The organism is Variovorax nivicola (assembly GCF_051216475.1).
In the GTDB taxonomy this organism is placed as follows: domain Bacteria; phylum Pseudomonadota; class Gammaproteobacteria; order Burkholderiales; family Burkholderiaceae_C; genus Variovorax.
The window spans coordinates 703,241-727,578 of the sequence record NZ_JBPJZK010000003.1 but is presented as its reverse complement, the minus strand read 5'-3'; the positions used below and the strand labels follow the sequence as shown (position 1 = coordinate 727,578).

At 66.0% G+C, this 24,338-nt stretch carries 27 protein-coding genes; 12 read left to right on the top strand and 15 right to left on the bottom strand.

Translation table 11 applies throughout. The features are described 5' to 3' along the window. The first annotated feature begins 9 nt into the window (after positions 1-9). Positions 10-894, top strand: coding sequence for a LysR substrate-binding domain-containing protein (locus ACSFBF_RS16120; RefSeq protein WP_435468579.1), 885 nt, complete (start codon positions 10-12; stop codon positions 892-894). A 26-nt stretch (positions 895-920) separates the two neighbouring features. Here ACSFBF_RS16120 and ACSFBF_RS16115 read toward each other — a convergent pair whose 3' ends face one another. Beyond that, the gene (locus ACSFBF_RS16115; RefSeq protein ID WP_435468577.1) at positions 921-1,502 is read right to left on the bottom strand and encodes a DUF3299 domain-containing protein; all 582 of its coding nucleotides are present in this window, start codon (positions 1,500-1,502) and stop codon (positions 921-923) included. A 129-nt stretch (positions 1,503-1,631) separates the two neighbouring features. On the opposite strand from ACSFBF_RS16115, the gene ACSFBF_RS16110 reads away from it, so the two are divergent. After that, positions 1,632-2,165, top strand: a complete 534-nt coding sequence (locus tag ACSFBF_RS16110) for a DUF2306 domain-containing protein (RefSeq protein ID WP_435468575.1) — start codon at positions 1,632-1,634, stop codon at positions 2,163-2,165. Here the strand turns inward: ACSFBF_RS16110 and arfB are convergent. From arfB to clpB, 4 genes are all read right to left on the bottom strand, one after another. Then, entirely contained in the window at positions 2,134-2,541 is a 408-nt protein-coding gene (arfB, locus tag ACSFBF_RS16105; protein ID WP_354339363.1) for an alternative ribosome rescue aminoacyl-tRNA hydrolase ArfB, read from the bottom strand. The two genes, ACSFBF_RS16110 and arfB, sit on opposite strands and share 32 nt — an antisense overlap. Before the next feature lie 5 nt (positions 2,542-2,546). Continuing rightward, positions 2,547-3,731: an acetyl-CoA C-acyltransferase family protein gene (locus ACSFBF_RS16100; RefSeq protein WP_435468573.1), complete on the bottom strand. Its 1,185-nt coding sequence runs from the start codon at positions 3,729-3,731 to the stop codon at positions 2,547-2,549. A 109-nt stretch (positions 3,732-3,840) separates the two neighbouring features. Continuing rightward, the gene (locus tag ACSFBF_RS16095) at positions 3,841-4,170 is read right to left on the bottom strand and encodes a hypothetical protein (RefSeq protein ID WP_256216808.1); all 330 of its coding nucleotides are present in this window, start codon (positions 4,168-4,170) and stop codon (positions 3,841-3,843) included. A gap of 9 nt (positions 4,171-4,179) precedes the next feature. Further along, the gene (gene clpB, locus ACSFBF_RS16090) at positions 4,180-6,801 is read right to left on the bottom strand and encodes an ATP-dependent chaperone ClpB (protein ID WP_435468571.1); all 2,622 of its coding nucleotides are present in this window, start codon (positions 6,799-6,801) and stop codon (positions 4,180-4,182) included. 109 nt (positions 6,802-6,910) lie between these two features. Between clpB and ACSFBF_RS16085 the strand changes: the two genes are divergently transcribed. Then, a complete protein-coding gene (locus tag ACSFBF_RS16085; RefSeq protein WP_435468569.1) occupies positions 6,911-7,903 on the top strand; it encodes a Bug family tripartite tricarboxylate transporter substrate binding protein in 993 nt (330 codons plus the stop codon). 6 nt (positions 7,904-7,909) lie between these two features. On the opposite strand, the gene ACSFBF_RS16080 is transcribed toward ACSFBF_RS16085, so the two are convergent. Then, entirely contained in the window at positions 7,910-8,470 is a 561-nt protein-coding gene (locus tag ACSFBF_RS16080; RefSeq protein ID WP_435468567.1) for a molybdenum cofactor biosynthesis protein MoaE, read from the bottom strand. A 255-nt stretch (positions 8,471-8,725) separates the two neighbouring features. On the opposite strand from ACSFBF_RS16080, the gene dapA reads away from it, so the two are divergent. Then, positions 8,726-9,622: a 4-hydroxy-tetrahydrodipicolinate synthase gene (gene dapA / locus ACSFBF_RS16075; protein WP_435468565.1), complete on the top strand. Its 897-nt coding sequence runs from the start codon at positions 8,726-8,728 to the stop codon at positions 9,620-9,622. On the opposite strand, the gene moaD is transcribed toward dapA, so the two are convergent. Genes moaD through ACSFBF_RS16035 form a run of 8 tightly spaced genes read right to left on the bottom strand, consistent with a single transcriptional unit; the run spans position 9,609 to position 17,072 of the window. Then, positions 9,609-9,860 carry a molybdopterin converting factor subunit 1 gene (moaD, locus tag ACSFBF_RS16070; RefSeq protein ID WP_435468563.1) on the bottom strand — a complete coding sequence of 84 codons (252 nt, stop codon included), beginning with the start codon at positions 9,858-9,860 and terminating at the stop codon, positions 9,609-9,611. The two genes, dapA and moaD, sit on opposite strands and share 14 nt — an antisense overlap. A gap of 5 nt (positions 9,861-9,865) precedes the next feature. Continuing rightward, complete coding sequence (locus ACSFBF_RS16065) at positions 9,866-11,152, bottom strand: molybdopterin molybdotransferase MoeA (protein ID WP_435468561.1); 1,287 nt, start codon at positions 11,150-11,152, stop codon at positions 9,866-9,868. Further along, the gene (mobB, locus tag ACSFBF_RS16060) at positions 11,145-11,690 is read right to left on the bottom strand and encodes a molybdopterin-guanine dinucleotide biosynthesis protein B (RefSeq protein ID WP_435468559.1); all 546 of its coding nucleotides are present in this window, start codon (positions 11,688-11,690) and stop codon (positions 11,145-11,147) included. The genes ACSFBF_RS16065 and mobB overlap by 8 nt, the downstream gene beginning before the upstream one ends. A gap of 18 nt (positions 11,691-11,708) precedes the next feature. Further along, positions 11,709-13,124: a threonine synthase gene (gene thrC, locus ACSFBF_RS16055; protein WP_435468557.1), complete on the bottom strand. Its 1,416-nt coding sequence runs from the start codon at positions 13,122-13,124 to the stop codon at positions 11,709-11,711. A gap of 9 nt (positions 13,125-13,133) precedes the next feature. Next, entirely contained in the window at positions 13,134-13,448 is a 315-nt protein-coding gene (locus ACSFBF_RS16050; RefSeq protein WP_435468555.1) for a response regulator, read from the bottom strand. A gap of 26 nt (positions 13,449-13,474) precedes the next feature. Further along, positions 13,475-14,797, bottom strand: a complete 1,323-nt coding sequence (locus ACSFBF_RS16045) for a homoserine dehydrogenase (protein WP_435468553.1) — start codon at positions 14,795-14,797, stop codon at positions 13,475-13,477. A gap of 14 nt (positions 14,798-14,811) precedes the next feature. Continuing rightward, the gene (locus tag ACSFBF_RS16040; RefSeq protein ID WP_435468551.1) at positions 14,812-15,843 is read right to left on the bottom strand and encodes a DUF1176 domain-containing protein; all 1,032 of its coding nucleotides are present in this window, start codon (positions 15,841-15,843) and stop codon (positions 14,812-14,814) included. Then, on the bottom strand, positions 15,840-17,072 hold the full coding sequence (locus ACSFBF_RS16035; RefSeq protein ID WP_435468549.1) for a pyridoxal phosphate-dependent aminotransferase: 1,233 nt from the start codon (positions 17,070-17,072) through the stop codon (positions 15,840-15,842). Before ACSFBF_RS16035 ends, ACSFBF_RS16040 begins: the two co-directional genes overlap by 4 nt. 133 nt (positions 17,073-17,205) lie before the next feature. On the opposite strand from ACSFBF_RS16035, the gene ACSFBF_RS16030 reads away from it, so the two are divergent. The 8 genes from ACSFBF_RS16030 (at position 17,206) to ACSFBF_RS15995 (ending at position 22,872) form a co-directional block, all read left to right on the top strand. After that, on the top strand, positions 17,206-17,589 hold the full coding sequence (locus tag ACSFBF_RS16030) for an Mth938-like domain-containing protein (RefSeq protein ID WP_093203314.1): 384 nt from the start codon (positions 17,206-17,208) through the stop codon (positions 17,587-17,589). 149 nt (positions 17,590-17,738) lie between these two features. Further along, complete coding sequence (locus tag ACSFBF_RS16025) at positions 17,739-18,215, top strand: peroxiredoxin (protein ID WP_007830801.1); 477 nt, start codon at positions 17,739-17,741, stop codon at positions 18,213-18,215. Between the two features lie 211 nt (positions 18,216-18,426). Continuing rightward, entirely contained in the window at positions 18,427-20,208 is a 1,782-nt protein-coding gene (locus tag ACSFBF_RS16020; protein WP_435468547.1) for a PhoH family protein, read from the top strand. Positions 20,209-20,361: 153 nt separating this feature from the next. After that, positions 20,362-20,739 carry a VOC family protein gene (locus ACSFBF_RS16015; RefSeq protein WP_435468545.1) on the top strand — a complete coding sequence of 126 codons (378 nt, stop codon included), beginning with the start codon at positions 20,362-20,364 and terminating at the stop codon, positions 20,737-20,739. A gap of 7 nt (positions 20,740-20,746) precedes the next feature. After that, the gene (locus tag ACSFBF_RS16010) at positions 20,747-21,196 is read left to right on the top strand and encodes an EVE domain-containing protein (RefSeq protein ID WP_435468543.1); all 450 of its coding nucleotides are present in this window, start codon (positions 20,747-20,749) and stop codon (positions 21,194-21,196) included. Positions 21,197-21,209: 13 nt separating this feature from the next. Continuing rightward, positions 21,210-21,659 (top strand): GyrI-like domain-containing protein, encoded by a 450-nt coding sequence (locus tag ACSFBF_RS16005; RefSeq protein ID WP_435468541.1) that lies wholly within the window; start codon positions 21,210-21,212, stop codon positions 21,657-21,659. Then, positions 21,656-22,123, top strand: a complete 468-nt coding sequence (locus ACSFBF_RS16000) for an MGMT family protein (RefSeq protein WP_435468539.1) — start codon at positions 21,656-21,658, stop codon at positions 22,121-22,123. The genes ACSFBF_RS16005 and ACSFBF_RS16000 overlap by 4 nt, the downstream gene beginning before the upstream one ends. Further along, on the top strand, positions 22,123-22,872 hold the full coding sequence (locus ACSFBF_RS15995; RefSeq protein WP_435468537.1) for a helix-turn-helix transcriptional regulator: 750 nt from the start codon (positions 22,123-22,125) through the stop codon (positions 22,870-22,872). Before ACSFBF_RS16000 ends, ACSFBF_RS15995 begins: the two co-directional genes overlap by 1 nt. Positions 22,873-22,889: 17 nt before the next feature. Here ACSFBF_RS15995 and dnaB read toward each other — a convergent pair whose 3' ends face one another. After that, positions 22,890-24,296, bottom strand: coding sequence for a replicative DNA helicase (gene dnaB, locus ACSFBF_RS15990; protein WP_435468535.1), 1,407 nt, complete (start codon positions 24,294-24,296; stop codon positions 22,890-22,892). Positions 24,297-24,338: the final 42 nt, after the last annotated feature.

Here is a 24,338-nt window from a genome sequence, read left to right as displayed (position 1 = left end):
CCAGCGCCCATGAAGACCACCATCGAAGAACTGGTCGCGTTCCGCACGGTGGTGGACACGGGCTCCATCACGGCCGCATCCGAGCAGCTGGCGCAAACGGTCTCGGGCATCAGCCGCGCGCTGAGCCGGCTCGAACAGAAGCTCGACACCACGCTGCTTCGCCGCACCACGCGGCGGCTCGAACTCACGGAGGAAGGCGCGGCCTTCCTGCAGCGCACGCGCGCCATCCTCGACGCCATCGACGATGCCGAAGAGCAAATGGCCGCGCGCCGCCAGCAGCCGGCCGGCCGGCTGCGCGTGAACGCGGCCTCGCCCTTCATGCTGCACGCCATCGTGCCGCTGGTGCCGGAGTTCAGAAGGCTCTACCCGCAGATCAGCCTGGAGCTCGACACCGACGACCTGCCCATCGATTTGCTGGAGCGCCGCACCGACATCGCGATTCGCATCGGGCCGCTGCGCGACTCCACGCTGCATGCGCGGCCGCTGGGCACGCACAGGCTGCGCGTGCTCGCGAGTCCGACTTACCTCGAAGCGCACGGCAAGCCACGCAAGGTGGCCGACCTGGCCGAGCACGCGCTGCTGGGCTTCACCCAGCCCGAGTCGCTGAACCGCTGGCCCCTGCGCGGCGTGCATGGCGACGAATGGAACATCGCGCCGACGCTGATGGCGTCGAGCGGCGAAACGCTGCGCCAGCTGGCGCTGGCCGGCGTGGGCATCGTCTGCCTGTCGGATTTCATGACGGGTGCCGACCGCGCGAGCGGCGCGCTGGTGCAGGTGCTGGCGAAAGAAACGGCGGACGTGCGCCAGCCGGTCAACGCGGTGTACTACCGCAACACGCAGTTGACGGCACGCATCACGTCGTTCCTGGACTTTCTGTCGCAGCGCATGGCTTGAGCTGCGTGGCCGGCGATTGCCGCGGCTTACTGCGGCTGCCTGGCCACGAAGCGCTCGACCGCGGCCGACTTGATCTCGTAGCCGCTCACGCCCATGTCCACCGACGAATAGCGCGCCGCCTTCAGCGTGCCGCTGACGTACACCGTGTCCATCGCGTGCAGGCCCTTCACGGTGGTGGCCGCGATCACGTGAACGATCTGGTTGGCGGGCGGAGGCGGGGTGTGGATGCAGGCGCCGAAATACGGCACCAAGAGGAATTCGCGGAGGCCGTCCTGCGTGCTCTCCAGCGGTACGACAAAGCCCGCCAGCTTGGCCGGCTTGCCGTCGAGCGCCACGTTGACCGGCGCGTTGTCCCAGACGGCACGCATCTCGTCGAGCATCTGGATCGCGCGCGGGTCGTTGTCGCGCAGCGCTTCGAGGCTGATGTTGCGGTAGCGCTTGGTCGGGTCCCAACTCTTGGGAATCAGCTCTTCCCACTTGAGCTCGGGGGCCGGGGCGGCGATTGCGCCCTGCTGCGCCGCCGCTCCCGGACCGCAGCCGGTCAGGAGCGCCGCGGCCGGCACAAGCAGGAGCGCAGCCAGCACGGCGCGCGAAAAGAGCCTTCTCATGAGCACGATTGTGCTTGGGAGATGTTTCAGGCCCGTAAAGCAGGGCCTTTTGCACTCAATTCATCCCAGATCGCACAAATTCGTTGCAACGCGCCAGAATGCCGCACCACGAACAACGAGGGGATCCGCATGGCACCGACAGGATGGCTGGGACTCACGTCCCTGGGCACAGTTCATACCGCGATCAGCCTGATCGCCGTCGTTGCGGGCCTGCTGGCCCTGTTCCGCTACAAGGAGATCACGATGCGCACCGGGCTCGGCCAGGTCTTCGTCTGGACCACCGTGCTCACGTGCCTCACGGGCTTCGGCATCTTCCAGCACGGCGGCTTCGGCAAGCCGCACGCGCTGGGCATCATCACGCTGCTGGCGCTGGCCGTGGGCACGCTCGCGGGCCGGGGCGCGCTCTTCGGCAAGTCGGCGCGCTATGTCGAGGCCATCGCGTTCTCGGCGAGCTTCCTGTTCCACTGGATTCCGGCTTTCACGGAAACGCTGACGCGCTTGCCGCTCGGCGCACCGCTGCTGCCGAACGCCGACGCGCCGGAGCTCAAGGCGATCACGGGCGTGCTGTTCGTGCTGTACCTGATCGGCGTCGGCCTGCAGATCCGCCGGCTGCGCGGCGGCGCTGGCGCGCTCAGTCCCGCACCGGCCCGCGCAGGTTCTTGATCTGCGAGCGCTGGCTCTTGCCTTCGAGCCGTCGCTGCTTCGAGCCGTAAGTCGGCTTGGTGGCGCGCCGCACACGCGGCGGCGTGGCCACGCTGTCGATCACCGCCTGCAGGCGTGCGAGCGCGTCGGCGCGGTTCATCTCCTGCGTACGGTGCTGCTGCGCCTTCAGCACGAACACGCCTTCCTGCGTGATGCGGCTGTCGCGCAGGGCGAGCAGCCGCTCCTTCACGTCGGCCGGCAGCGAGCTGGCGTGGATGTCGTAGCGCAGGTGCACCGCGCTCGACACCTTGTTGACGTTCTGCCCGCCCGCGCCCTGCGCCCGGATGGCGCTGAAGTCGACCTCGTCGGGGTCGATCAGGATGGGTGGGCGGAGCATGGCGCTCAGACTCTTTCGAAAACGGCGGCAATGCCCTGGCCGCCGCCGATGCACATCGTGACCAGCGCATAGCGGCCACCCGTACGCTGCAGTTCGGCAATCGCCTTCGTCGTGATGATCGCGCCGGTCGCGCCCACCGGATGGCCCAGCGAAATGCCCGAGCCGTTCGGGTTCACCTTGGCAGGGTCGAAGCCCAGCTCCTTGATGACTGCGCAGGCCTGCGCCGCGAAGGCTTCGTTCGACTCGATCACGTCGAAGTCGCTCACCTTCAGGCCGGTGCGCTCAAGCACCTTGCGCGTGGCCGGCACGGGGCCGATGCCCATGTATGCGGGCTCGACACCGGCGTGCGCATAGCCGACGAGGCGCGCCAGTGGCTTCAGGCCTCGCGCCTTGACGCTCTCGCCGCTGGCCAGTACCACCGCGGCAGCACCGTCGTTGATGCCCGAGGCGTTGCCGGCGGTGACGAGGCCGTCCTTCTTGAAGGCGGGCTTCATCTTCGACAGTGTGTCAACGGTGGTGTCGGCACGCACGTGCTCGTCGGTGTCGAACAAGACGATGCCTTTGCGCGTCTTCACTTCGACCGGAACGATCTGCTCCTTGAAGCGGCCCGCTGCAATGGCAGCTGCCGCGCGCTGCTGGCTAGCGACGGCCAGCTCATCCATCTGATCGCGCGTGATGCCATAGCGCGCAGCCACGTTCTCGGCCGTGATGCCCATGTGGATCTTCTCCCACGGGTCGTGAAGGATGCCGAGCATGTAGTCGACCAACACCGCGTCGCCCATGCGAGCGCCGTAGCGCGCCGAGGTGTCGAAATACGGGCCGCGGCTCATCGATTCCGAGCCGCCGCCGATGGCGATGTCGCAGTCGCCCAGCGCAATGGCCTGCGCCGCCGACACGATGGCCTGAAGGCCCGAGCCGCAGAGGCGGTTGACGTTGAAGGCCGGTGTCTCGATGGGGCAGCCCGCGTCGATGGCCGCCACGCGACTAAGGTACGCGTCCTTCACGTCGGTGGGAATCACGTTGCCCATCACCACGTGGCCGATGGCATCGGCCGCGACGCCGCTGCGCTCGATGGCGGCCTTGACGGCGGTGGTGGCAAGCTGGGTGTTGGGCACGTCCTTCAGCGCTCCGCCGAAGGTGCCGATGGCGGTGCGGGCGGTGCCGACCACGAAGATGTCGCGCGAGGTCATGGAATGTCTCTCCTGATGAAAGCGAAAAGCCGCACTCAGCGGCGGCTGCAGGAGGACGATTCTGACGGCGAAAGGCGCGACGGGTTGTCGCGCCTGAAATAGCGGCGGCTTAGCCGCGCGAGACCGACTTCGGCGACACGTCGGTCACGTCGCTGGCGCTGCCGCGAATGCGCACCGGGCGCTCCACCGATTCGCCGCGCGCGCGAGCGTTGGCCACGTCGGCGGCGGTCGGTTCGGCCGGTTGTGCCGCATTACGAAATTTATCGAAACCCGAGCGCGGGTTGAAACGCATGACCCAAGGCGTCACGGGCTTGCCCGTGAGACGCCCCCAGGCGTAGCGCACACCCCACACGGCCGCCAGCAGCATGACCGCGACGGCCAGGCTGGCCGCGAAGACCAGCCCCAGGAGCAGAAGAATGACGCGAAAAATGAAGTTCATCATCGAACTTTAGGCTGCAGCCGCCGCCGTTGGTTCCCCGGCCTTGGCGAACGAGAACTTGCCCGGCGACTGGATCGGGTCGGTCGTGACCTCGATCGTGTCCTTCGGTCCGAAGCTGCCGTCGAGCAGCAGCTTCGAGAGCGGGTTCTCGATGCGCTGCTGGATGGCGCGCTTCAGCGGACGCGCACCGAACACCGGGTCGAAGCCGACCTTGGCGATCTCTGCCAACGCCGCCGGCGACACCTCCAGGCCCAGGTCCATCTTCGCGAGCCGCGCCTTCAGCACCTTGAGCTGGATCGCGGCAATCGATTCGATGTTCTTCGCGTCGAGCGCATGGAACACGACCGTCTCGTCGATGCGGTTCAGGAACTCGGGGCGGAAGTAGTTCTTCAGCTCGTCCCACACCGCTTCCTTGATCTCTTCGGAAGGCTGGCCCACCATGGCCTGGATGATGGGCGAGCCGATGTTGCTCGTCATCACGATCACGGTGTTCTTGAAGTCCACGGTGCGGCCCTGGCCGTCGGTAAGGCGGCCATCGTCGAGCACCTGCAGCAGCACGTTGAACACGTCGGGGTGGGCCTTCTCGACCTCGTCGAGCAGCACCACGCTGTAGGGCTTGCGGCGCACGGCTTCCGTGAGGTAGCCGCCCTCTTCATAGCCCACGTAGCCCGGAGGCGCGCCGATCAGGCGGGCGACCGAATGCTTCTCCATGAACTCGCTCATATCGATGCGGATCAGGTGGTCTTCGCTGTCGAACAGGAAGCCCGCGAGCGCCTTGCACAGCTCGGTCTTGCCCACGCCCGTAGGGCCGAGGAACAGGAACGAACCGGTCGGGCGGTTCGGATCGGACAGGCCCGAGCGCGAGCGGCGGATCGCGTTGGCGACCGCACCGATGGCCTCGTCCTGGCCGACCACGCGCTCGTGCAGCTTGTCTTCCATCACGAGCAGCTTGTCGCGCTCGCCCTGCATCAGCTTGGCAACCGGAATGCCGGTTGCGCGCGCCACGACCTCGGCGATTTCTTCCGCGCCGACCTGGGTGCGCAGCAGCGTGGGCGCACTGGACTTGCCCTTGTTCGCCTCGTTGGCCTCGGCTTCCTTCAGGCGCTTTTCGAGCGCAGGCAGTTGGCCGTACTGGAGCTCGGCGACCTTGTTGAAGTCGCCCTTTCGCTTCCACTCTTCGATCTGGAACTTGATCTTGTCGACGTCTTCGCGCACTTGCGCGCTGCCCTGGGCCTGGGCCTTCTCGGCCTGCCAGATCTCGTCGTAGTCGGCAATTTCCTTCTGCAGCTTCTCGATCTCGTCCTCGATCAGGCCGAAGCGCTTCTGCGAGGCCTCGTCCTTTTCACGGCGCACGGCTTCGCGCTCGATCTGCAGCTGGATCAGGCGGCGGTCGAGGCGGTCCATGACCTCGGGCTTGGAGTCCATCTCGATCTTGATCTTGGCCGCGGCCTCGTCGATCAGGTCGATGGCCTTGTCGGGCAGGAAGCGGTCGGTGATGTAGCGGTCAGACAGTTCGGCCGCGGCCACGATGGCCGGGTCGGTGATCTGCACGCCGTGGTGCACTTCGTATTTTTCCTGCAAGCCGCGCAGGATGGCGATGGTGGCCTCGACGCTGGGCTCGCCCACGATGATCTTCTGGAAGCGGCGCTCCAGCGCGGCGTCCTTCTCGATGTACTTGCGGTATTCGTCGAGCGTGGTGGCACCTACGCAGTGCAGCTCGCCGCGTGCGAGCGCGGGCTTGAGCATGTTGCCCGCGTCCATCGCGCCTTCGGCCTTGCCTGCGCCGACCATGGTGTGCAGCTCGTCGATGAAGACGATGGTCTGGCCTTCGTCCTTCGCGAGTTCGTTCAGCACGGTCTTCAGGCGCTCTTCGAATTCACCACGGAACTTGGCACCAGCCAGCAACGCAGCCATGTCGAGCGACAGCACCCGCTTGCCCTTGAGCGAATCGGGCACTTCACCCGCAACGATGCGCTGCGCCAGGCCTTCGACGATGGCGGTCTTGCCCACGCCCGGTTCGCCGATGAGCACGGGGTTGTTCTTGGTGCGGCGTTGCAGCACCTGGATGGCGCGGCGGATTTCCTCGTCGCGGCCGATGACCGGGTCGAGCTTGCCCAGGCGGGCGCGCTCGGTGAGGTCCGTGGTGTATTTCTTGAGCGCTTCGCGCTGGCCTTCGGCATCGGCGCTGTTCACGCCCTGCCCGCCGCGCACGGCGTCGATGGCGGCTTCGAGCGACTTGCGGCTCAGGCCATTTTCGCGGGCGGTCTTGCCGATGTCTGCCTTGCTGTCGGCCAGTGCGAGCAGGAAGAGTTCGCCGGCAATGAACTGGTCATTGCGCTTGATCGACTCTTTCTCGGTGGCCTGCAGCAGCTTGCCCAGCTCGGGGCCGACCTGCACGATGTCGTGGCCCTGCACCTGCGGCAGCTTCTTGATGGCGGCCTCGGCCGCCTGCGTCAGGCCAGGCACGTTGACGCCGGCGCGTTCGAGCAGGGCACGCGGGCCGTCGTCCTGATGCAGCATCGCCGCCAGCAGGTGGGCTGGCTCGATGTAGGCGTTGTCGTTGCCCAGTGCGAGCGACTGAGCGTCGCCCAGGGCTTCCTGAAATTTGGTGGTGAATTTGTCTTGTCGCATGGCTTGATTCCTGCATTCAAAATAGGGCCGTTCGCCGTCCCTTCAAGTGCAAAACCGCTTGGGGGGCTTTTTCTTGTTCTTTCCACTTTTGCAGTTTTTGGAGTTCATCATGTCCTTTTCAAGGCGCAATGTCGTGTCGCGCGGGGTGCAGCTGCTGCTGGCGCTGGGTCTGTCGGGCGCCGTGCTGGCCCCGGCGCAGGCCCAGAGCGGCACACCGATCCGCCTGCTGGTGGGCTTCCCCGCCGGCGCCGGCACCGACGCCATTGCACGCACGCTGGGCGAAAAACTCAAGGACGTGCTGGGCGTGCCCGTGGTGGTCGAAAACCGCGCCGGCGCGGGTGGGCAGATTGCGGCAACGGTGCTGAAGTCTTCCCCGGCAGATGGCCACACGCTGTTCCTGTCGCACGACCACACCATCTCGATCCTGCCGCAGGTGGTGAAGAACCCGGGCTTCAACCCCGCCACCGACTTCGTGCCCGTGGCCGGCTTCGCCACCTTTGCCAATGTGCTGGCCGTGTCGGGCGGAACGCCAGCCAAGACCATCGACGAGTACGTGAAGTGGGTCCGCACGCAGAAGGGCGGCAAGGAGACCATCGGCATCCCTGCGCCGGCCTCGATCCCCGAGTTTTTGGTGAAGATGATTTCGGACAAGTACAAGATCGACGTGCAGCCCGCCCCCTACCGCGGCAGCGCGCCGATGACGGCCGACATGCTGGGCAATCAGATCACCGCGGGCATCGCCTCGGTGCCGGACTTCATCGAGAACCACAAGGCGGGCAAGGTGCGCATCGTGGCCTCCATCGGCGCCAAACGCCAGGCCGTGATTCCGAACGTGCCGACCTTCACCGAGCTGGGCTTCGCGAACCTGGAAGACCTGCCCTACTACGGCATCTTCGCGCCGGTGGGCACGCCACAGCCGATCATCGACAAGTACGGCGATGCGCTGCAGAAGGTGCTGGCAATGCCCGACGTGAAGCAGAAACTGACGACGATGGGGCTGACGGTCGGCTATGAGCCGCAGGGCCAGTTCGCGGGCCGCGTGCGCACGTACACGCAGACCTGGGAACGGATCATCCAGGCGAGCGGCTTCAAGCCCCTCTGAGCGTCTTCAGGCATTCGGGGCGCTGATGCCCCAGCGCGCCAGCGCCGCGTCGTCGGCCACGCGCGCATCGACCCAGCGGGCGCCTTCGGGCGTCTGCTCTTTCTTCCAGAACGGCGCCTGGGTCTTGAGATAGTCCATCAGGAACTCGCAGGCCTCGAAGCTCTGGCCGCGATGGGCCGAGATCACCGCCACCATCATGATCTGGTCCAGCGGCTGCAACAGCCCGACGCGATGGATCACGCGCGCGCCCAGGATGTCGAAGCGCTTGTGCGCCTCGTCGATCATGGCTTCGATGGCCTTCTCGGTCATGCCGGGGTAGTGCTCCAGCTCCATCGAGGTGATGGTGCCGCCGTCGTCTTTCGCCGCCGGGCCGCCCCAAGGCGAAAGCGCCCCCTCGGGGGGCAGCGAGGACACGCCAGTGCCGAGCGTGGGGGCACTATTTCTGTCGCGCACGGTGCCGACGAAGCTGCAGACGGCGCCCACGCGTTTGTCGCCGTCGCGCAACGCGGCGACCTCCTGCGAAAGGTCGAAATCGGCCATCTGGATCGAAACACGCGCAACGCTCATGTCCGAATTGTGGCATCGCGATAGACTGCCGCAATGCCTTGTCTCGCCACGCTCTTCCCGGTGCCTTCGCACCCCGAAGGCCGCCGTGCGCGCCAAGGCAGCAACAAAGCCAAAAAACCAAAGCTCGTCTGACCGGAGCCGAGGTTCCGTCGTCGGATGAGCGACGGAACCTGCAAAAGGCTTTGGCCCCTCTTGGGTTGTGCGCGCATCGGACGGTGGTTCTTTCCATCGGTCGATTCCTGAAAGGAAACCCGCGTGCCTCATCAACAACCAAGCTCCATCACCCCCGATTTCTCTGGCTTCTGGGTGGCCCTCGTCACACCGTTCCGCGACGGCGCGGTGGACCATGCCGCTCTCGCCACGCTGACCCGGCGGCTCGCCGACGACGGCGTGACGGGTTTCGTGCCCTGTGGCTCCACAGGCGAGGCCGCCGCGCTCGACGAGGCCGAGCAACTGGCTGTGCTCGACACCGTACTGGCAGCGGCCGGCGGGTTGCCGGTCATCATGGGCATTTCGGGCTATCACCTGGGCAAGGCCACGGCTTGGGCGCGCAAGCTCTCGGAACGCTCGCTGGCGGGCCTTCTGGTGTCCGCGCCGAACTACATCCGCCCGTCGCAGGCCGGCCTGCTCGAATGGTTCCGCGCCATCGCCGATGCGAGCACGGTGCCGGTGCTGGTCTACGACATTCCCTACCGCACGGGCGTCACCATCGCCCGCGACACGCTGCTGGCGCTGGCCGGGCATCCGCGCATTCGTGGCATCAAGGACTGTGGCGGCGACATGGCCAAGACACGCGCAGTGATCGCCGACGGCAGGCTGCAGGTGCTGACGGGCGAAGACCACCAGATCTTCGGCACCATGGCCGAGGGCGGCGTGGGCGCCATCGCAGCCAGCGGAAACGTGCAGACGCGCCGCTTCGTCCAGCTGGTGCGCTTGCTAGCGGAAAACCGGTTGCCCGAGGCGCGCACCGAATGGCAGGCACTGCAACCGCTGGTGGAAATGCTGTTTGCCGAGCCGAACCCGGGCCCGCTGAAGGCACTGCTGGCGCACATGGGCGAAATGCGCGACGAGCTGCGCTCGCCGATGACCCGCGCGTCCGACGGCCTGCGAGAGCGCCTTGTAGCGCTGGACGCCCGGCTCAACCGCCCGTGACAGGCGGGAAGAAAGCGACTTCGCAGCCTTCGCTCAGGGCGGCGGCTTCATCGCTCATGGCCTGGTCGAGCGCCATGCGCACCGCCTTGCCGCGCGCAAGCGCGGTGGCGTAGGCGCCGCCCCTGGCGATGAGTTCGTCGCGCAGGGCCGACAGCGTTTCGGCTCGCGCGTCGACGGTTTCGCCGCTGCTGGAAAGTGCCTCGCGCACCGAGGCGAAATAACGGACCTGGACCTTCATGCGATTCAGCCCAGCAGCGATGCGAAGGGAATGAAGTTGACGGTGTCGCCCGACTTGATCGTCTGGCCCGACGGGTTGTCGACCAAGCCGTCGCCCCAGACCATCGACGTGAGCACGCCCGAACTCTGACTGCCGAACAGGTCGAGGCCGCCGGCCGCATTGCGCCGCGCGCGCAGGAACTCACGGCGCTTGTCGGCACGCGGCCAGTCGAAATCGGCGCGCATCTTCACCGCTTCCGGCGCGATGCGCGCGGCACCCTGCAGCGTCAGCAGGAAGGGCCGCACCAGCATCAGGAAGGTGAGGAAGCTCGACACCGGATTGCCGGGCAGCCCCGTCACATGACATGCGCCCTGCCCGTTGCTGCGCGCAATGGAGCCATAGGCGAAAGGCTTGCCGGGCTTCATCGACAGCGACCAGAGCTGCAGCTCGCCGAGCGACTGCAGCGCTGCGCGGATATGGTCTTCCTCGCCGACGGAGACACCACCGGTAGTGATGATCAGATCGCTGGCCTCGGCCGCGTTGCGCAGAGCGGCGATGGTGGCTTCGCGGTCGTCGGGCACGATGCCCAGGTCATTCACCTCGCAGCCCAGGCGATGCAGCAAGGCCCGCATGAAGAAGCGGTTCGAGTTGTAGATGGCGCCGGGCTTCATCGCGTCGGGCGCGACCTCGCCGGGCATCACCAGCTCGTCGCCGGTGGAGAGCATGGCCACGCGCGGCTTGCGGGCCACCTGCAGCTTGTGAAAGCCGACGCTGGCCGCGAGGCCGAGCGCGGCGGGCGCGAGGCGCTCGCCCTGCTTCAGCACGATGTCGCCGGAGGCCACGTCTTCGCCCGCGCGGCGAATCCACTGGCCGGCCGCCGGAACGATGGCGATGCGTACCGAGCCCAGGCTGCCTTCCTGTGGCGTGGCCGTGGTGTCTTCCTGCATCACGACCGCATCGGCACCCTCTGGAATTTGCGCGCCGGTGAAGATGCGGGCCGCCGTGCCGGACGCGAGCGGCGTGCCGACGGTACCCGCGGGAATGCGCTGCGCCACTGTCAGCTCGGCACCGGGCGCGGCGCAGTCGGCGATGCGCACGGCGTAGCCATCCATCGCGCTGTTGTCGCGCGGCGGCACCGTGAGGCCGGAGACGAGGTCTTGCGCCAGCACGCGGCCGTCGGCGTCGAAGGTGCCGACGCTCTCGGTGGACAGCCTCGGCGTTGCCTTCGCGAGCAGGACCGCGATGGCCTCGTCCAAAGGCATCAGCGGGGGGCGCGAAGAAGAAGCGGAGAAAGGAACGGGGGATTCAGCCATGGTGATCGGGGTTGTATTCGAAGCGGTCGCCGCTGTCGATCAACCACTTCGCAATGGCCTCGGCGTCGTTGAGGTCGAACAGCGGCCGTTCGGTGGGCGACGGCAGGCTGGCCGGCGCGTCGGTGGCCACGGCGGTGACGAAGGGATCGTTGGTGTACAGCACAGGCCGCGAAGGCTCGCCCGCCTCCGGCTCGCGCCAGACCTCGATCTTGAGCACGTCGCTGTGCCGGAAGCCCTCGACCAGCACCCAGTCGGCCGCCGGGTGCACCTCGGCCAGCAACTGGTGCACGCTGAGTTCGACCGGAGCTTCGAATTCGCGCATCACGGCCAGCCGCTTGTCGGACGCTACGACCACTTCGAAGGCACCGGCCTCCCGGTGGCGGTAGGTGTCCTTGCCAGGATGGTCGATGTCGAACTTGTGGTGCGCGTGCTTGACCACCGACACGCGCTGGCCGAGCCGCTTGAGCGCCGGAATCAGGCGCTCAAGCAGCGTGGTCTTGCCCGCGCCCGAGTAGCCGGCGAAACCGACGACTTTCATGCGGGAGCCCGGCCGTGATCAGTCACAGTTCTCTGCGATGTAGGCCTTGACGGCCTCGGCGTCCGCAGGCAGCTTGACGACGCGCTTGGGCAGCGCCTCGATGCCCTCGAACTTCTTCGGCCGCGCGGGCTCTTCGCCCAGCGCCTCGACCAGCGTGGCGGCGAACTTGATCGGCAGCGCGGTTTCGAGCACCACCATCGGCACGCCGGGCGCGAGCTGCTCGCGCGCGACCTTGAGGCCGTCGGCCGTGTGCGGATCGACCAGCGTGGCAAAGCGCTTCTCGGTGTCGCGGATGGTGGCCAGGCGGTCGGCGTGCGTGCTGCGGCCACTGCGGAAGCCGAAGCGCCCGGCAGCCTGCTTGAACGCGGGGTCGGCGCTCAGGTCGAAGCTGCCTTGCAGGCCCAGGTCGTCCACGAACAGCTTGCGCAGCTTTGCAGGATCGCGTCCCACCAGGTCGAACACGAAGCGCTCGAAGTTGCTGGCCTTGCTGATGTCCATCGAGGGGCTGGAGGTCTCGTGCGTGTCGACGGCAGCGCGCACGCGGTAGACGCCGGTGCGGAAGAACTCGTCAAGCACGTCGTTCTCGTTGGTGGCGACCACCAGCGTCTGGATCGGCAGGCCCATCATGCGCGCCACATGGCCCGCGCAGACGTTGCCGAAGTTGCCCGAGGGCACGGTGAAACTCACCGGCTTGTCGTTGCTCGCAGTGGCCTGGAAGTAGCCCGCGAAGTAGTAGACGACCTGCGCCAGCAGCCGCGCCCAGTTGATCGAGTTGACCGTGCCGATGCGGTACTTGCGCTTGAAACCCAGGTCGTTCGACACCGCCTTGACGATGTCCTGGCAGTCGTCGAACACGCCGGTGATGGCGATGTTGTGGATGTTGGCATCCTGCAGGCTGAACATCTGCGCCTGCTGGAACGGGCTCATGCGGCCGTCGGGCGAGGTCATGAAGACGCGCACGCCCTTCTTGCCGCGCATGGCGTATTCGGCCGCGCTGCCCGTGTCGCCGCTGGTGGCACCGAGGATGTTGAGCTCGGCGCCGCGGCGGGCCAGTTCGTACTCGAACAGGTTGCCCAGCAGCTGCATCGCCATGTCCTTGAAGGCCAGCGTGGGGCCGTTGGACAGGGCCTCGAGGTACACGCCGTCCTCGAGCTCGCGCAGCGGCACGATTTCGTCGGTGCCGAACACTTCGGCGGTGTAGGTCTTCGCGCAGATCGCCTTCAGGTCGGTCGGCGGAATGTCGTCGATGTAGAGCGAGAGGATCTCGAAAGCCAGTTCGGCATACGGTAGCGCACGCCATTTGGCGAGCGTTGCGGTGTCGACCTGCGGATACGTTTCAGGCAGGTAGAGGCCGCCATCGGGCGCAAGGCCTTCGAGGAGGATTTCGCAGAAGCGCTTGCGGTCAGGGTGGCCGCGGGTGCTCAGGTAGTTCACGGGATATTCCTAGAGACCGATTCCATAGTGGCGGATGTCAAGCCAGAAGCGAGAGCCGATCAACGCCAGCATGCCGAAGAAAAGAATGAAGTAGTGCGGGAGCCGGTACTCGACATTGTCGGTTGCGTCGAGCGCCGAAAAATACGCCCAGGCGGCGAGAAAGCTGCCCGCGCCGTTGAGCACAAGCTGCCGCCAGCCAAGGCTGGCGAACAGCGCCAGCGTGACCAGCACCGCGAACCAGAACGCCAGGTGCCAACGAGGCATTTCCACATGCGCGAACCGGAGCAACCCGACCAGCGCGAAGGTGGCAATGAGCGTGGGCACGGCGGCGTTCCATGGTCATTGCACGCTCAGGACAGCTCTTCCTTGCGAATGCGCACGATCGGCTCCAGCACCGTGGGCAGCGCCTGCAGTTCGGCCAGCACGTCGTTGACGGTACCTTCACGCGCGTCGTGCGTGAGGATGATGAGGTCGGTCTGCGTCGAGCCTTCACCGCCCACTTCGTCGGCTTCGCGCTGCAGCACGGCGTCGATGCTGATACCGGCGGTAGCGAGCAGGCCAGTGACCTTGGCGAGCACGCCGGCCTGGTCAGCCACGCGCAGGCGCAGGTAGTAGCTGGTGACGACCTCCGACATCGGCAGCACCTTCAGGTCGCTCATTGCGTCGGGGTGGAAGGCTAGGTGCGGCACGCGGTGAGCTGCGTCGGCGGTGTGCAGGCGGGTGATGTCGACCAGGTCGGCGATCACGGCGCTGGCCGTGGGCTCGCTGCCGGCGCCCTTGCCGTAGTAGAGCGTGGTGCCGACGGCGTCGCCATGCACCACCACCGCGTTCATCGCGCCTTCGACATTGGCCAGCAGGCGCTTCGACGGCACCAGCGACGGGTGCACGCGCAGCTCGATGCCCTTGGCGGTGCGCTTGGTGACGCCCAGCAGCTTGATGCGATAGCCCAGCTGCTCGGCGTACTTGATGTCCTGCGCGGCCAGCTTGGTGATGCCCTCGATGTGGGCCTTGTCGAACTGCACCGGAATGCCGAAGGCGATGGCGCTCATAAGCGTGACCTTGTGGCCGGCGTCGACGCCTTCGATGTCGAAGGTCGGGTCGGCTTCGGCATAGCCCAGGCGCTGCGCTTCCTTGAGCACGGTCGCGAAGTCCAGGCCCTTGTCGCGCATCTCGGACAGGATGAAGTTGGTGGTGCCGTTGATGATGCCGGCCAGCCACTGGATGCTGTTGGCCGTGAGACCTTCGCGCAGCGCCTTGATGATCGGGATGCCGCCGGCCACCGCGGCCTCGAAGGCCACCATCACGCCCTTGGCATGCGCGGCCGCAAAGATTTCGGTGCCGTGCACCGCGAGCAGCGCCTTGTTGGCCGTGACCACGTGCTTGCCGGCCGCGATGGCTTCGAGCACCAGTTGCTTGGCAATACCGTAGCCGCCGATGAGCTCGATGACGATGTCGATGTCGGGGTTGGCGATGACTTCGCGCGCGTCGCTGACCACCTTGACGCCTTCGCCGACCACTTCGCGGGCGCGGGCGGTGTCGAGGTCGGCCACCATGGTGATCTCGATGCCGCGGCCGGCGCGGCGCTTGATTTCTTCCTGGTTGCGCTGGAGCACCTTGAAGGTGCCGCTGCCGACCGTGCCTGCGCCGAGCAGGCCTACTTGGATGGGTTTCATTGGGAGAGTCGCGTTCATGGTTTGGATGGGGTGGCGGACGGCGTGGAAGTCACGACGCGGCTGACGTAGCGCGGCAGGCTCCAGGCGCCGCCGGCAAAGCCGCGGCACATGCCGTCGCCTGTGGAGCCGGTGCGCACGAAGTCCTTGCCGTTGAAATGCCAGGTCTCGCTCGACCAGCAGTCGCCGATGCCTCGGCCCTTCATGGCGGAGGTGACGCTGGCGTCTTTCTCGTCGAAGTCGCCGTTCGCCTCGATGGACACCGGCGCGTAGGGCGGCTTGTCGTTGGCGATCCAGAGCAGGCTGGAATAGTTGTAAGCGCCCATGCCGCAGCCCAGCGACAGCAGCACCTTCCGGTCGGTCAGGCGCGAGACGGTCAGCGACTTGGCGTTGATGTCTTCGCGGTTGTTGCAATCTTCCTTGGCGCTGTCCAGCTTCAGGGACGGGAAGATGCGAGCGGCCAGTGCGTCGTCGCCGGGGTGCGCCTTCGGCGGCGTGACCACGTTCACGACGGGGGCCGGTACTGGTGGCAGTACCGAGGACTCGGGCTTGCTGCCGCGGCGCACCAGCGCGCCCGGCGTGCCGACGCGACCCTGGGCCTCATCCATCTTCAGCAGCACGGCGTTGAGGCCGGCGAGCGAAAGAGTCCACTTCTTGCCACCGCCGGCCGTCACCGTGGCGTCGTCGCCCTTGAGCAGCTCGGGCAGGACGGTGCGGATCTGGCTCTCGTCGAAGCTGGCGGTGCCCGCAGCCAGGCCCGAGACGGTGGCCTTGCCGACCTTGAAGCGCAGCGGGCCCTTGACGCCGTCGTCATCGCCGATCTGCAGCTGGATGTCGATTGCCGTGCCGGGCCCGGCCTTGCGGGTGATGAGCATCGACACCGGCTCGCTCGCCCCGCTGTCCGGCTGGTAGCCGGCGGCGCGGCAGGTGCGCGTGTTGTCGCAGGCCAGCTCCCAATCGTTGTGCGAGAACGAGACGGTCTCCTTGTCGGCAGCTCCGGCGGACAACGCGGCGAGCAACAGCGCCGCAGCGATGCAAGCAGACTTCATGAGCGCGACTTGCGGCGCAAACGGTACTGCTCCAGGAACCTCGCGATGCGGTTGATGGCCTCGCGCAGATCGTCTTCGTGGGGCAGGAACACGATGCGGAAGTGGTCGGGCGTGGCCCAGTTGAAGCCGGTGCCCTGCACCAGCATCACGCGGGTTTCCTTCAGCAGCTCGAGGAAGAACTGGCGGTCGTCCTCGATCGGATAGACCTCGGGGTCGAGCTTGGGGAACATGTAGAGCGCAGCGCTCGGCTTGACGCAGCTCACGCCCGGAATGGCGGTGATGAGTTCGTAGGCCAAGTCGCGCTGGCGGCGCAGGCGGCCGCCCTCGCACACGAGGTCGTTGATGCTCTGGTAGCCGCCGAGGGCCGTCTGGATCGCCCACTGGCCCGGCACGTTGGCGCACAGGCGCATGTTCGAGAGCATGTTCAGGCCCTCGATGTAGTCCTGCGCACTGCGCTTGTCGCCCGACACCACGAGCCAGCCGGCGCGGTAGCCGCACGAACGGTAGCTCTTGGACAGCGAATTGAAGGTGAGCGTGAGCACGTCGCTCGACAGGCTGGCAATGGCGGTGTGCTTGACGCCGTCGTACAGCACCTTGTCGTAGACCTCGTCGGCGAAGATCACGAGGCTGTGCTCGCGCGCGATGGCCACGATGCTCTTGAGCAGGTCGGTGGAGTACAGCGCGCCAGTCGGATTGTTCGGGTTGATGACCACGATGCCCTTGGTGCGCGGCGTGATCTTTGCGCGGATGTCGTCGAGGTTCGGCATCCAGCCGTTGGCTTCGTCGCACAGGTAGTGCACCGGCGTGCCGCCCGACAGGCTCGTGGAGGCGGTCCACAGCGGGTAGTCGGGGGCCGGCAGCAGCAGCTCGTCGCCGTCGTTGAGCAGCGCGTTCGTGGACATGGCGATCAGCTCGCTGGCGCCGTTGCCGAGGTAGATGTCGTCGAGAGTGACGCCCGCAATGCCCTGCTTCTGCGTCTCGTGCATCACCGCCTTGCGCGCGGCGAAGACGCCCTTGCTGTCCGAATAACCGGCCGAGGTGGGCAGGTTGCGGATCATGTCCTGCTGGATTTCCTCGGGGGCATCGAAGCCGAACACGGCGAGGTTGCCGATGTTGAGCTTGATGATCTTCTGGCCGTCCTCTTCCATCTGCTTGGCGGCGTCCATGATGGGACCGCGGATGTCATAAAGAACGTTGGCCAGCTTGGCCGATTTCTTGAGCTGCTTCAAAAGGCCCTCCCGGGCGCGGGTTACGGAGTTGCTTGGATGCGCTTGATGCGGGGTCACCGCGGAGTCAAAGGCCCTTGCGAGCCCCGTGGCACTAGGGAAAACCTATAATTTGACCACAGTTCCCAGTGCCCAGATGAAGCTCCAGCCCGACAAATCCGACGCTCAGTCCCTCACCGCACACGGCCCCGGCTGGGTGGCAATCAACAACGAAAAAGTCGAAGGCAGCGTAGTGGTTGGCTCGCGCGGCGAGCGCTTCGAATGGAATTGTTCGAGCTTCGATCAGCTCGGCGCCGAACATTTCGCGCAATTGGCGGCCCTGGGTGCGGAATTGATCATTTTCGGCAGCGGAAACCGTATCCGCTTCCCCCAGCCCGCATGGCTGAAGCCCCTGATGGCGCAGCGCACCGGCGTCGAAACCATGGACACCGCGGCAGCCTGCCGAACCTACAACATCCTGGCCGGAGAAGGCCGGCATGTGATTGCCGCCCTGCTGGTCGAGAGCCCGGCAGGTGGCTGAGAGAGGTATTTTCGGGGTAAAATACCGGGTTGCGAACAGGCCCGCTACCCCAAAGTTAGCAACGACCAATCCTCCATTCCTTGAGCAAGTCCCGTCCGAAACGGGACGAGAGGGCTCGGGAACGGAATCTAACGGAGAAAACAAGTTTCATGGCGATCGTTGTCAACAAACCCATTCCTGAATTCGACGCCAACGCCACGGGCGGCCTCAAGGTCTCGAATACCTCGCATCTCGGCCACGTGCTGGTCATGTATTTTTACCCGAAAGATAACACTCCGGGTTGCACCACCGAAGCCATGCAGTTTCGCGACCGCTACAAGGACTTCGAAAAGGCCGGCGCCACGGTGTTCGGCGTGTCCCGCGACAACATGAAGTCGCACGACGAATTCAAGGCCAAGCTCGAGCTGCCCTTCGAGCTCATCGCCGACACCGAAGAAAAAATGTGCCACATGTTCGGCGTGGTCAAGAACAAGATCATGTACGGCAAGAAGGTCAAGGGCATCGAGCGCAGCACCTTCCTGATCGGCGCCGACGGCATCCTGAAGGCCGAATGGCGCGGGCTCAAGGTTCCGGGCCATGTCGACGACGTGCTCAAGGCCGTCAAGGCGCTCAAGAAGGCAGCCTGACCACCGCCCGGCGAGCCGGCCGTGCACTTTTCCGCTCTGGCGTGGGGAATGCCCAACGCAGCGCGTAAAGAGCCTTCGGCTCGTCATCTGCGGTGTGCATAATGGTTTCATGCCGTTGAGCTCCACGACCGCATCCCCCGAACAAAGCCGCCTTGGTCTTCAGGCGGCTTTTTCGTTTTCTGGTTCCCACTTTCTGCGAGCGATCTGACACATGCCACTGCCCCCCGCCCCCACGAAACGCGCTGCATTGCTCTCGCCGGACGCACTCGATGCGCCTGCCCGGTCCTCGCACAGGGGCTCGCGCCGTTCCGGCGATTCGCGCGCTGACGAAGCCACGGTGCACAGCCCGCAGCCGCTGGAGTTGTTCGACAGCCTCGGCACTGAAGGCGCCGGCGGCACCACCGTGCGCCCGACGCGTCGGGCCAGATCCAAACCCGCACCGGCCCCCGCGCCCGTGAGCGCACCGCAACCGGAGGCCCTGGTGCAGGTCGAGACGAGGAAGGCGCCGGTCATCGAAGTCGCACCAGCTCCCGCCCCTGCGCCGCAAGCGCCGACGCGCCCCAAACGCAACAAGTCCACCGGTCCGGCCAAGCTGTTCGTGCTCGACACGAACGTGCTGCTGCACGACCCCATGTGCCTGTTCCGCTTCGAGGAGCACGACATCTTCCTGCCGATGATCGTGCTGGAAGAGCTCGACGGCCACAAGAAAGGTACCACCGAAGTCGCGCGCAACGGTCGCCAGACCAGCCGCACGCTCGATGCCCTGGCCGGTGCCCAGGACGCCGACATCGACAAGGGCCTGAAGCTCGACACCACCGGCCACCGCGAAGCTGGCGGCCGGCTGTTCTTCCAGACCGCCCCGCTCGACTACTCGCTGCCGATCAGCCTTCCCCAGGGCAAGGCCGACAACCAGATCCTCGGTGTGGTGCACGCTCTGCGCGACGAGTACGCCAAGGACCGCCCGGGCAAGCCGAAGCAGGAAGTGGTGCTGGTGTCGAAAGACATCAACATGCGCGTCAAGGCGCGCGCGCTGGGCCTGGCCGCCGACGACTACCAGAACGACAAGACACTGGAAGACGGCGACCTGCTCTACGCCGGTTCGCTCGCACTGCCGCCCGACTTCTGGACCCGCCAGAGCAAGACGATCGAAAGCTGGCAGAGCGGCAGCAATACCTTCTACCGGATCAGCGGTCCGCTGGTGCCCAACCTGTACATCAATCAGTTCGTGTACTTCGAGGCGCCCGGCGAGCCGAGCATGTACGCCCGCGTCACCGAAATCCGCGACAAGACCGCGGTGCTCAAGACGCTCAAGGACTACAGCTCGGGCAAGAACGCGGTCTGGGGCGTGAACACGCGCAACCGCGAGCAGAACTTCGCGATGAATCTGCTGATGGATCCGGAGATCGACTTCGTCACGCTGACCGGCACCGCCGGCACCGGCAAGACGCTGATGGCGCTGGCCTCGGGCCTCACGCAGGTGCTCGACGACCGCCGCTACACCGAGATCATCATGACCCGCGCCACCGTGAGCGTCGGTGAAGACATCGGCTTCCTGCCCGGCACGGAAGAGGAAAAGATGGGCCCCTGGATGGGCGCGCTCGACGACAACCTCGAGTTCCTGGCCAAGGGCGACGGCGGCGGCGCCGGCGAGTGGGGCCGCGCGGCCACCAACGAGCTGATCCGCAGTCGCATCAAGGTCAAGAGCATGAACTTCATGCGCGGACGCACCTTCCTCAACAAGTACGTGATCATCGACGAGGCGCAGAACCTCACGCCCAAGCAGATGAAGACGCTGATCACCCGCGCCGGCCCCGGCACGAAGATCATCTGCATGGGGAACCTCGCGCAGATCGACACGCCGTACCTGACGGAAGGCTCCTCGGGCCTGACCTTCGCGGTCGACAAGTTCAAGGGCTGGCCGCACGGCGGGCACATCACGCTGGCGCGCGGCGAACGCTCGCGGCTGGCGGATTTCGCAAGCGACGTGCTCTAAAACCAGCGGCACAAGCCGACACAAGCCCGCGCATGCTCCCCGGAGCATCGCGGGCTTTTTTTCGCCCACCATGACAGGCTACTGACAAGACGTTGTCAGTAGGCGGCTCGCACCATCAAGGCTCCTTCAACCGATACGAGAGAGAGCTCAAAAATGCAAAAGCAGAACGCCATCAGCTGGTTCGAGATCCCGGTCGCCGACATGGACCGCGCCCAGACCTTCTACGAAGCCGTGCTGGCCCGCAAGCTGCGCCGCGAGAACTTCGGCGGCGAGACGCTGGCCGTGTTCCCCTACGACGATCCCGCCACGGGCGGCGCCCTGCAGGCTGGCGCCAACGCCAGTGCGCGCGCCGGCACGGGCATTCGCATCTACCTCGACTGCATGCCCAGCATCGACGCGGTGCTCGCGCGGGTCGAGGCCGCTGGCGGGCAGATCGTGGTGCCCAAGTCCGCGCTGCCGCCCGGCATGGGCTTCATCGCCCACTTGCGCGACACCGAAGGCAACGAAGTCGGCCTGCACTCGCTGGAGTAATCCCGTCATGACGCAACGCAACTGGATCGCCGTGGCCAGCGCCGAGCACGCGCGGCTCGGCCGCGACCACCGACCGCTCGGCTTCATGCAGGTCGGCCACGGCAAGCATTCGCCGCTCAAGCGGCTCGCGGCAGGCGACCGCGTCGCCTACTATTCGCCGTCCACGGTGTTCGGTGGCACGGACAGGCTGCAGAGCTTCGTGTCGATCGGCGTCGTGCAACCCGGCGAGCCGTATGAGTTCGACATGGGCAACGGCTTCGTGCCGTGGCGGCGCGACGTGACCTATGCAGCCGGGCACGAGGCGCCGATCGCACCACTGATCGAACGCCTGGCCTTTATCGAGAACCCCAAGCAATGGGGCTACAAGTTTCGTTTCGGCATGTTCGACGTCACCGACGCCGACATGAAGCTGATCGCCCAGGCCATGAAGGCCGATCTGAAAACACTGTCGCTTTGAGGAGAAGCCCCCTATGGAACCTACCCGCCAACACCAGGATGCCTTTCACGTCGCAGGCCTCACCATCCGCACCACCAACCGCGAGGAGAACGAACCCGCAACAGCCCGCATCGGCAAGCTGTGGGGCCGCTTCTTCGGCGAAGAGACTTACGCATCGACGCCGGATCGCACCGGCGACGTCCGCATCTTCAGCATCTACTCGGCCTACGAATCCGACGCCCACGGCGCCTTCGACGTGACGGCGGGCGTCGCCGTCTCGGGCGGCGAAGGCTGCCGCGCCGTCGAGGCCGGCGACTACCTCGTGTTCACCGGCCAGGGAGAAATGCCGCAGATGGTCATCGCCACATGGCAGCGCATCTGGCAGTATTTCGAAGCGCACCCGGAAGTCGCGCGCCGCTACCGCAGCGATTTCGAAGCCTACGAAGGGCCGGACAAGGTGGCGATCCACATCGGAGTTTCATGAGCCCCAAGAAGAGCTGGCGCGACCGGCTGGCCAGCTACCCTCACCTGCCGAACGTCAAGGAGATTCCCGCCGCCATGCGCCCCCGGCGCGGCGAAGGGACCATCGCCACGCCGTCGCCGCAGGAAGTGGAAGCCGCGATGCGCAGCATTCCGGAAGGCCGGCTCGCAACGGTAATGGGCATTGGCGAGGACATCGCGCTGCGCCACGAGGCGACCATTGGCTGCACGGTGACCACGGCGATCTTTGCCCACATGGTCGCGCATGCGACCGAGGAGGCAGCGAAGGCGGAAGACCAGACACCCTACTGGCGCACCCTCAAGACTGGCGGCGAGCTCAATGCCAAGTACCCCGGCGGCATCGAGGCGCAGATGTCGAAGCTCGAAGCCGAGGGCCACACGGTCGTGCAGCGCGGCAAGCGCTACTTCGTCGAAGACTTCGCGAAGAAGCTCACCGGAACACGCTGATGCGCCGCGCAGACCGCCTGTTCCAACTCGTGCAGCTCATTCGCGGACGTCGGCTGACCACGGCCGCATTCCTGGCGCAGCGCCTCGAGGTGTCGGAGCGTACGGTGTACCGCGACGTGGCCGACCTTCAGCACCAAGGCGTGCCCATCGAGGGCGAAGCAGGTGTGGGCTACCGTCTGGGCGCAGGCTTCGAGCTGCCGCCGCTGATGTTCACGCAGGACGAAGCCTCGGCGCTGGTGGCTGCGGCGCGGCTCGCGCAGAGTTGGGTTGATCCAGCGCTGGCGCGCGACATCGAGATCGGGCTGGGCAAGATCCTGTCAGTGCTGCCATCGGCGGCGCGCGTTTCGGCCGAGGCACTGGCGCTCTACGCACCGGCGATGGGCCTGGATGAAACCCTGCGCGCGCGGTTGCAGACGCTGCGCGAAGCGGTGCAGTCGCACAACAAGCTGCTGCTGCAGTACCACGACGTGTCGGGCGACGCCAGTGAGCGCACGGTACGGCCGCTCGGCTGTTTCTATTGGGGCAAGGTCTGGACGCTCTCGACCTGGTGCGAACTGCGGAACGACTTCCGGGGGTTTCGTCTGGATCGCATGGACACGATCGAGGTACTGCCCGAGCGCTTTCGCGACGAGCCGGGTAAGACGCTGGCCGACATGCTGCGGCAGATGAAGGCCAAGACGGCGCAGGGCAAGGTGGTGCCCCAGGAGCCGCCGGCCTCGCCGCCCTGGTCCGGCAACGGCGCCAGCTGACGACCTTCCGCGTCAGCTCAGTACTCGTCGTTGTGGCTGTAGCCCACCAGGTTCTCGAACTTGGTGATCGGCTTCAGGAAGGCCAGCTTGATGGTGCCGGTCGGGCCGTTCCGGTGCTTGCTGATGATCACCTCGGCCACGCCCGGCTCCTTCGACTCCTTGTTGTAGTAGTCGTCGCGGTAGATGAACATGATGATGTCCGCGTCCTGCTCGATGGCGCCGGATTCGCGCAAGTCGCTCATCATGGGGCGCTTGTCGGTGCGGCTTTCCACGCCGCGGCTGAGCTGCGACAGCGCGATCACCGGGCACTTCAGTTCCTTGGCCAGCATCTTCAGGCCGCGCGAGATTTCACCCACGGCGGTGGCGCGGTTCTCGTCGCCCGAAGTGCTGGTCGACATCAGTTGCAGGTAGTCGACCACGATCAGGCCCAGGCGCCCGTACTGGCGCGCGAGGCGGCGCGCGTTGGCGCGCAGTTCGCTGGTCGAGAGGCCCGGCGTTTCGTCGATGTGCAGCGACACAGTGCGCAGCTTCTCGATGGCTTCGGTCAGGCGCGGCCACTCTTCGTCGCTGAGCTTGCCGGTGCGCAGGTGGCCCTGGTCGATGCGGCCGATGGAGCCCACGATACGCACCGCCAACTGCGCGGCGCCCATTTCCATCGAGAACACCGCCACCGGCAGCCCTTCTTCGAGCGCCACATGCTCGGCGATGTTGATCGCGAGCGAGGTCTTCCCCATCGAGGGACGCGCAGCCAGCACGATCATGTCGCCCGGCTGCAAGCCCGAGGTCATCTTGTCGAAGTCGTTGAAGCCGGTGCGCACGCCCGTGATGTCGTTCGGGTTCTCGGCCATCTCCGTCACGCGGTCGAGCAGTTCGACCACCAGGGCATCCATGCTCTGGAAGCCCTGCTTCATCCGCGTGCCTTCTTCGCCGATGTTGAAGATCTTCTGCTCGGCTTCGTCCAGGATCTTGTCGACCGCCTTGCCCTGCGGATTGAACGCATTGGTCGCGATCTCGTCGCTGGCGGAAACCAGTTTGCGCAGGATCGAGCGCTCGCGCACGATCTCGGCGTAGCGCCGGATGTTGCTCGCGCTGGGCACGTACTGCGCGAGCGAGTTCAGGTACACCAGCCCGCCAATCTCGTCGGCCTTGCCGAGGTTCTGCAACCGCTCGAAGACGGTGATCACGTCGGCCGGCTTGCTGGCGTTGATCAGCCCGCCGATGGCGGCATAGATCAGCTTGTGTTCGTGGCGGTAGAAGTCGCCGTCGACCAGCAGGTCGCCCATGCGGTCCCAGGCACCGTTGTCGAGCAGCAGGCCGCCGAGCACGCTGGATTCGGCCTCGATGGAATGAGGCGGAATGCGCAGTTGGGCAACCTGGCGATCGGCCGACGGATCATTGTCGGCATAGGAGAAAACGGCGGACATGGACTTCCCTTGCAACCCTGCATGCTAAGCCGCGCGCGCCGA

Excerpts from the sequence above, each read along its gene's own strand:
- ACSFBF_RS16005 (WP_435468541.1), top strand. The coding sequence starts at position 21,210 with ATGGAACCTACCCGCCAACACCAGGATGCCTTTCACGTCGCAGGCCTC.
- ACSFBF_RS16100 (WP_435468573.1), bottom strand. The coding sequence starts at position 3,731 with ATGACCTCGCGCGACATCTTCGTGGTCGGCACCGCCCGCACCGCCATC.
- ACSFBF_RS15995 (WP_435468537.1), top strand. The coding sequence starts at position 22,123 with ATGCGCCGCGCAGACCGCCTGTTCCAACTCGTGCAGCTCATTCGCGGA.
- ACSFBF_RS16110 (WP_435468575.1), top strand. The coding sequence starts at position 1,632 with ATGGCACCGACAGGATGGCTGGGACTCACGTCCCTGGGCACAGTTCAT.
- ACSFBF_RS16000 (WP_435468539.1), top strand. The coding sequence starts at position 21,656 with ATGAGCCCCAAGAAGAGCTGGCGCGACCGGCTGGCCAGCTACCCTCAC.
- ACSFBF_RS16010 (WP_435468543.1), top strand. The coding sequence starts at position 20,747 with ATGACGCAACGCAACTGGATCGCCGTGGCCAGCGCCGAGCACGCGCGG.
- ACSFBF_RS16020 (WP_435468547.1), top strand. The coding sequence starts at position 18,427 with ATGCCACTGCCCCCCGCCCCCACGAAACGCGCTGCATTGCTCTCGCCG.
- ACSFBF_RS16030 (WP_093203314.1), top strand. The coding sequence starts at position 17,206 with ATGAAGCTCCAGCCCGACAAATCCGACGCTCAGTCCCTCACCGCACAC.
- ACSFBF_RS16095 (WP_256216808.1), bottom strand. The coding sequence starts at position 4,170 with ATGAACTTCATTTTTCGCGTCATTCTTCTGCTCCTGGGGCTGGTCTTC.
- dnaB (WP_435468535.1), bottom strand. The coding sequence starts at position 24,296 with ATGTCCGCCGTTTTCTCCTATGCCGACAATGATCCGTCGGCCGATCGC.
- ACSFBF_RS16080 (WP_435468567.1), bottom strand. The coding sequence starts at position 8,470 with ATGAGCGTTGCGCGTGTTTCGATCCAGATGGCCGATTTCGACCTTTCG.
- ACSFBF_RS16120 (WP_435468579.1), top strand. The coding sequence starts at position 10 with ATGAAGACCACCATCGAAGAACTGGTCGCGTTCCGCACGGTGGTGGAC.
- moaD (WP_435468563.1), bottom strand. The coding sequence starts at position 9,860 with ATGAAGGTCCAGGTCCGTTATTTCGCCTCGGTGCGCGAGGCACTTTCC.
- ACSFBF_RS16040 (WP_435468551.1), bottom strand. The coding sequence starts at position 15,843 with ATGAAGTCTGCTTGCATCGCTGCGGCGCTGTTGCTCGCCGCGTTGTCC.
- mobB (WP_435468559.1), bottom strand. The coding sequence starts at position 11,690 with ATGAAAGTCGTCGGTTTCGCCGGCTACTCGGGCGCGGGCAAGACCACG.
- ACSFBF_RS16115 (WP_435468577.1), bottom strand. The coding sequence starts at position 1,502 with ATGAGAAGGCTCTTTTCGCGCGCCGTGCTGGCTGCGCTCCTGCTTGTG.
- arfB (WP_354339363.1), bottom strand. The coding sequence starts at position 2,541 with ATGCTCCGCCCACCCATCCTGATCGACCCCGACGAGGTCGACTTCAGC.
- ACSFBF_RS16085 (WP_435468569.1), top strand. The coding sequence starts at position 6,911 with ATGTCCTTTTCAAGGCGCAATGTCGTGTCGCGCGGGGTGCAGCTGCTG.
- ACSFBF_RS16025 (WP_007830801.1), top strand. The coding sequence starts at position 17,739 with ATGGCGATCGTTGTCAACAAACCCATTCCTGAATTCGACGCCAACGCC.
- ACSFBF_RS16045 (WP_435468553.1), bottom strand. The coding sequence starts at position 14,797 with ATGAAACCCATCCAAGTAGGCCTGCTCGGCGCAGGCACGGTCGGCAGC.
- ACSFBF_RS16015 (WP_435468545.1), top strand. The coding sequence starts at position 20,362 with ATGCAAAAGCAGAACGCCATCAGCTGGTTCGAGATCCCGGTCGCCGAC.
- ACSFBF_RS16065 (WP_435468561.1), bottom strand. The coding sequence starts at position 11,152 with ATGGCTGAATCCCCCGTTCCTTTCTCCGCTTCTTCTTCGCGCCCCCCG.
- clpB (WP_435468571.1), bottom strand. The coding sequence starts at position 6,801 with ATGCGACAAGACAAATTCACCACCAAATTTCAGGAAGCCCTGGGCGAC.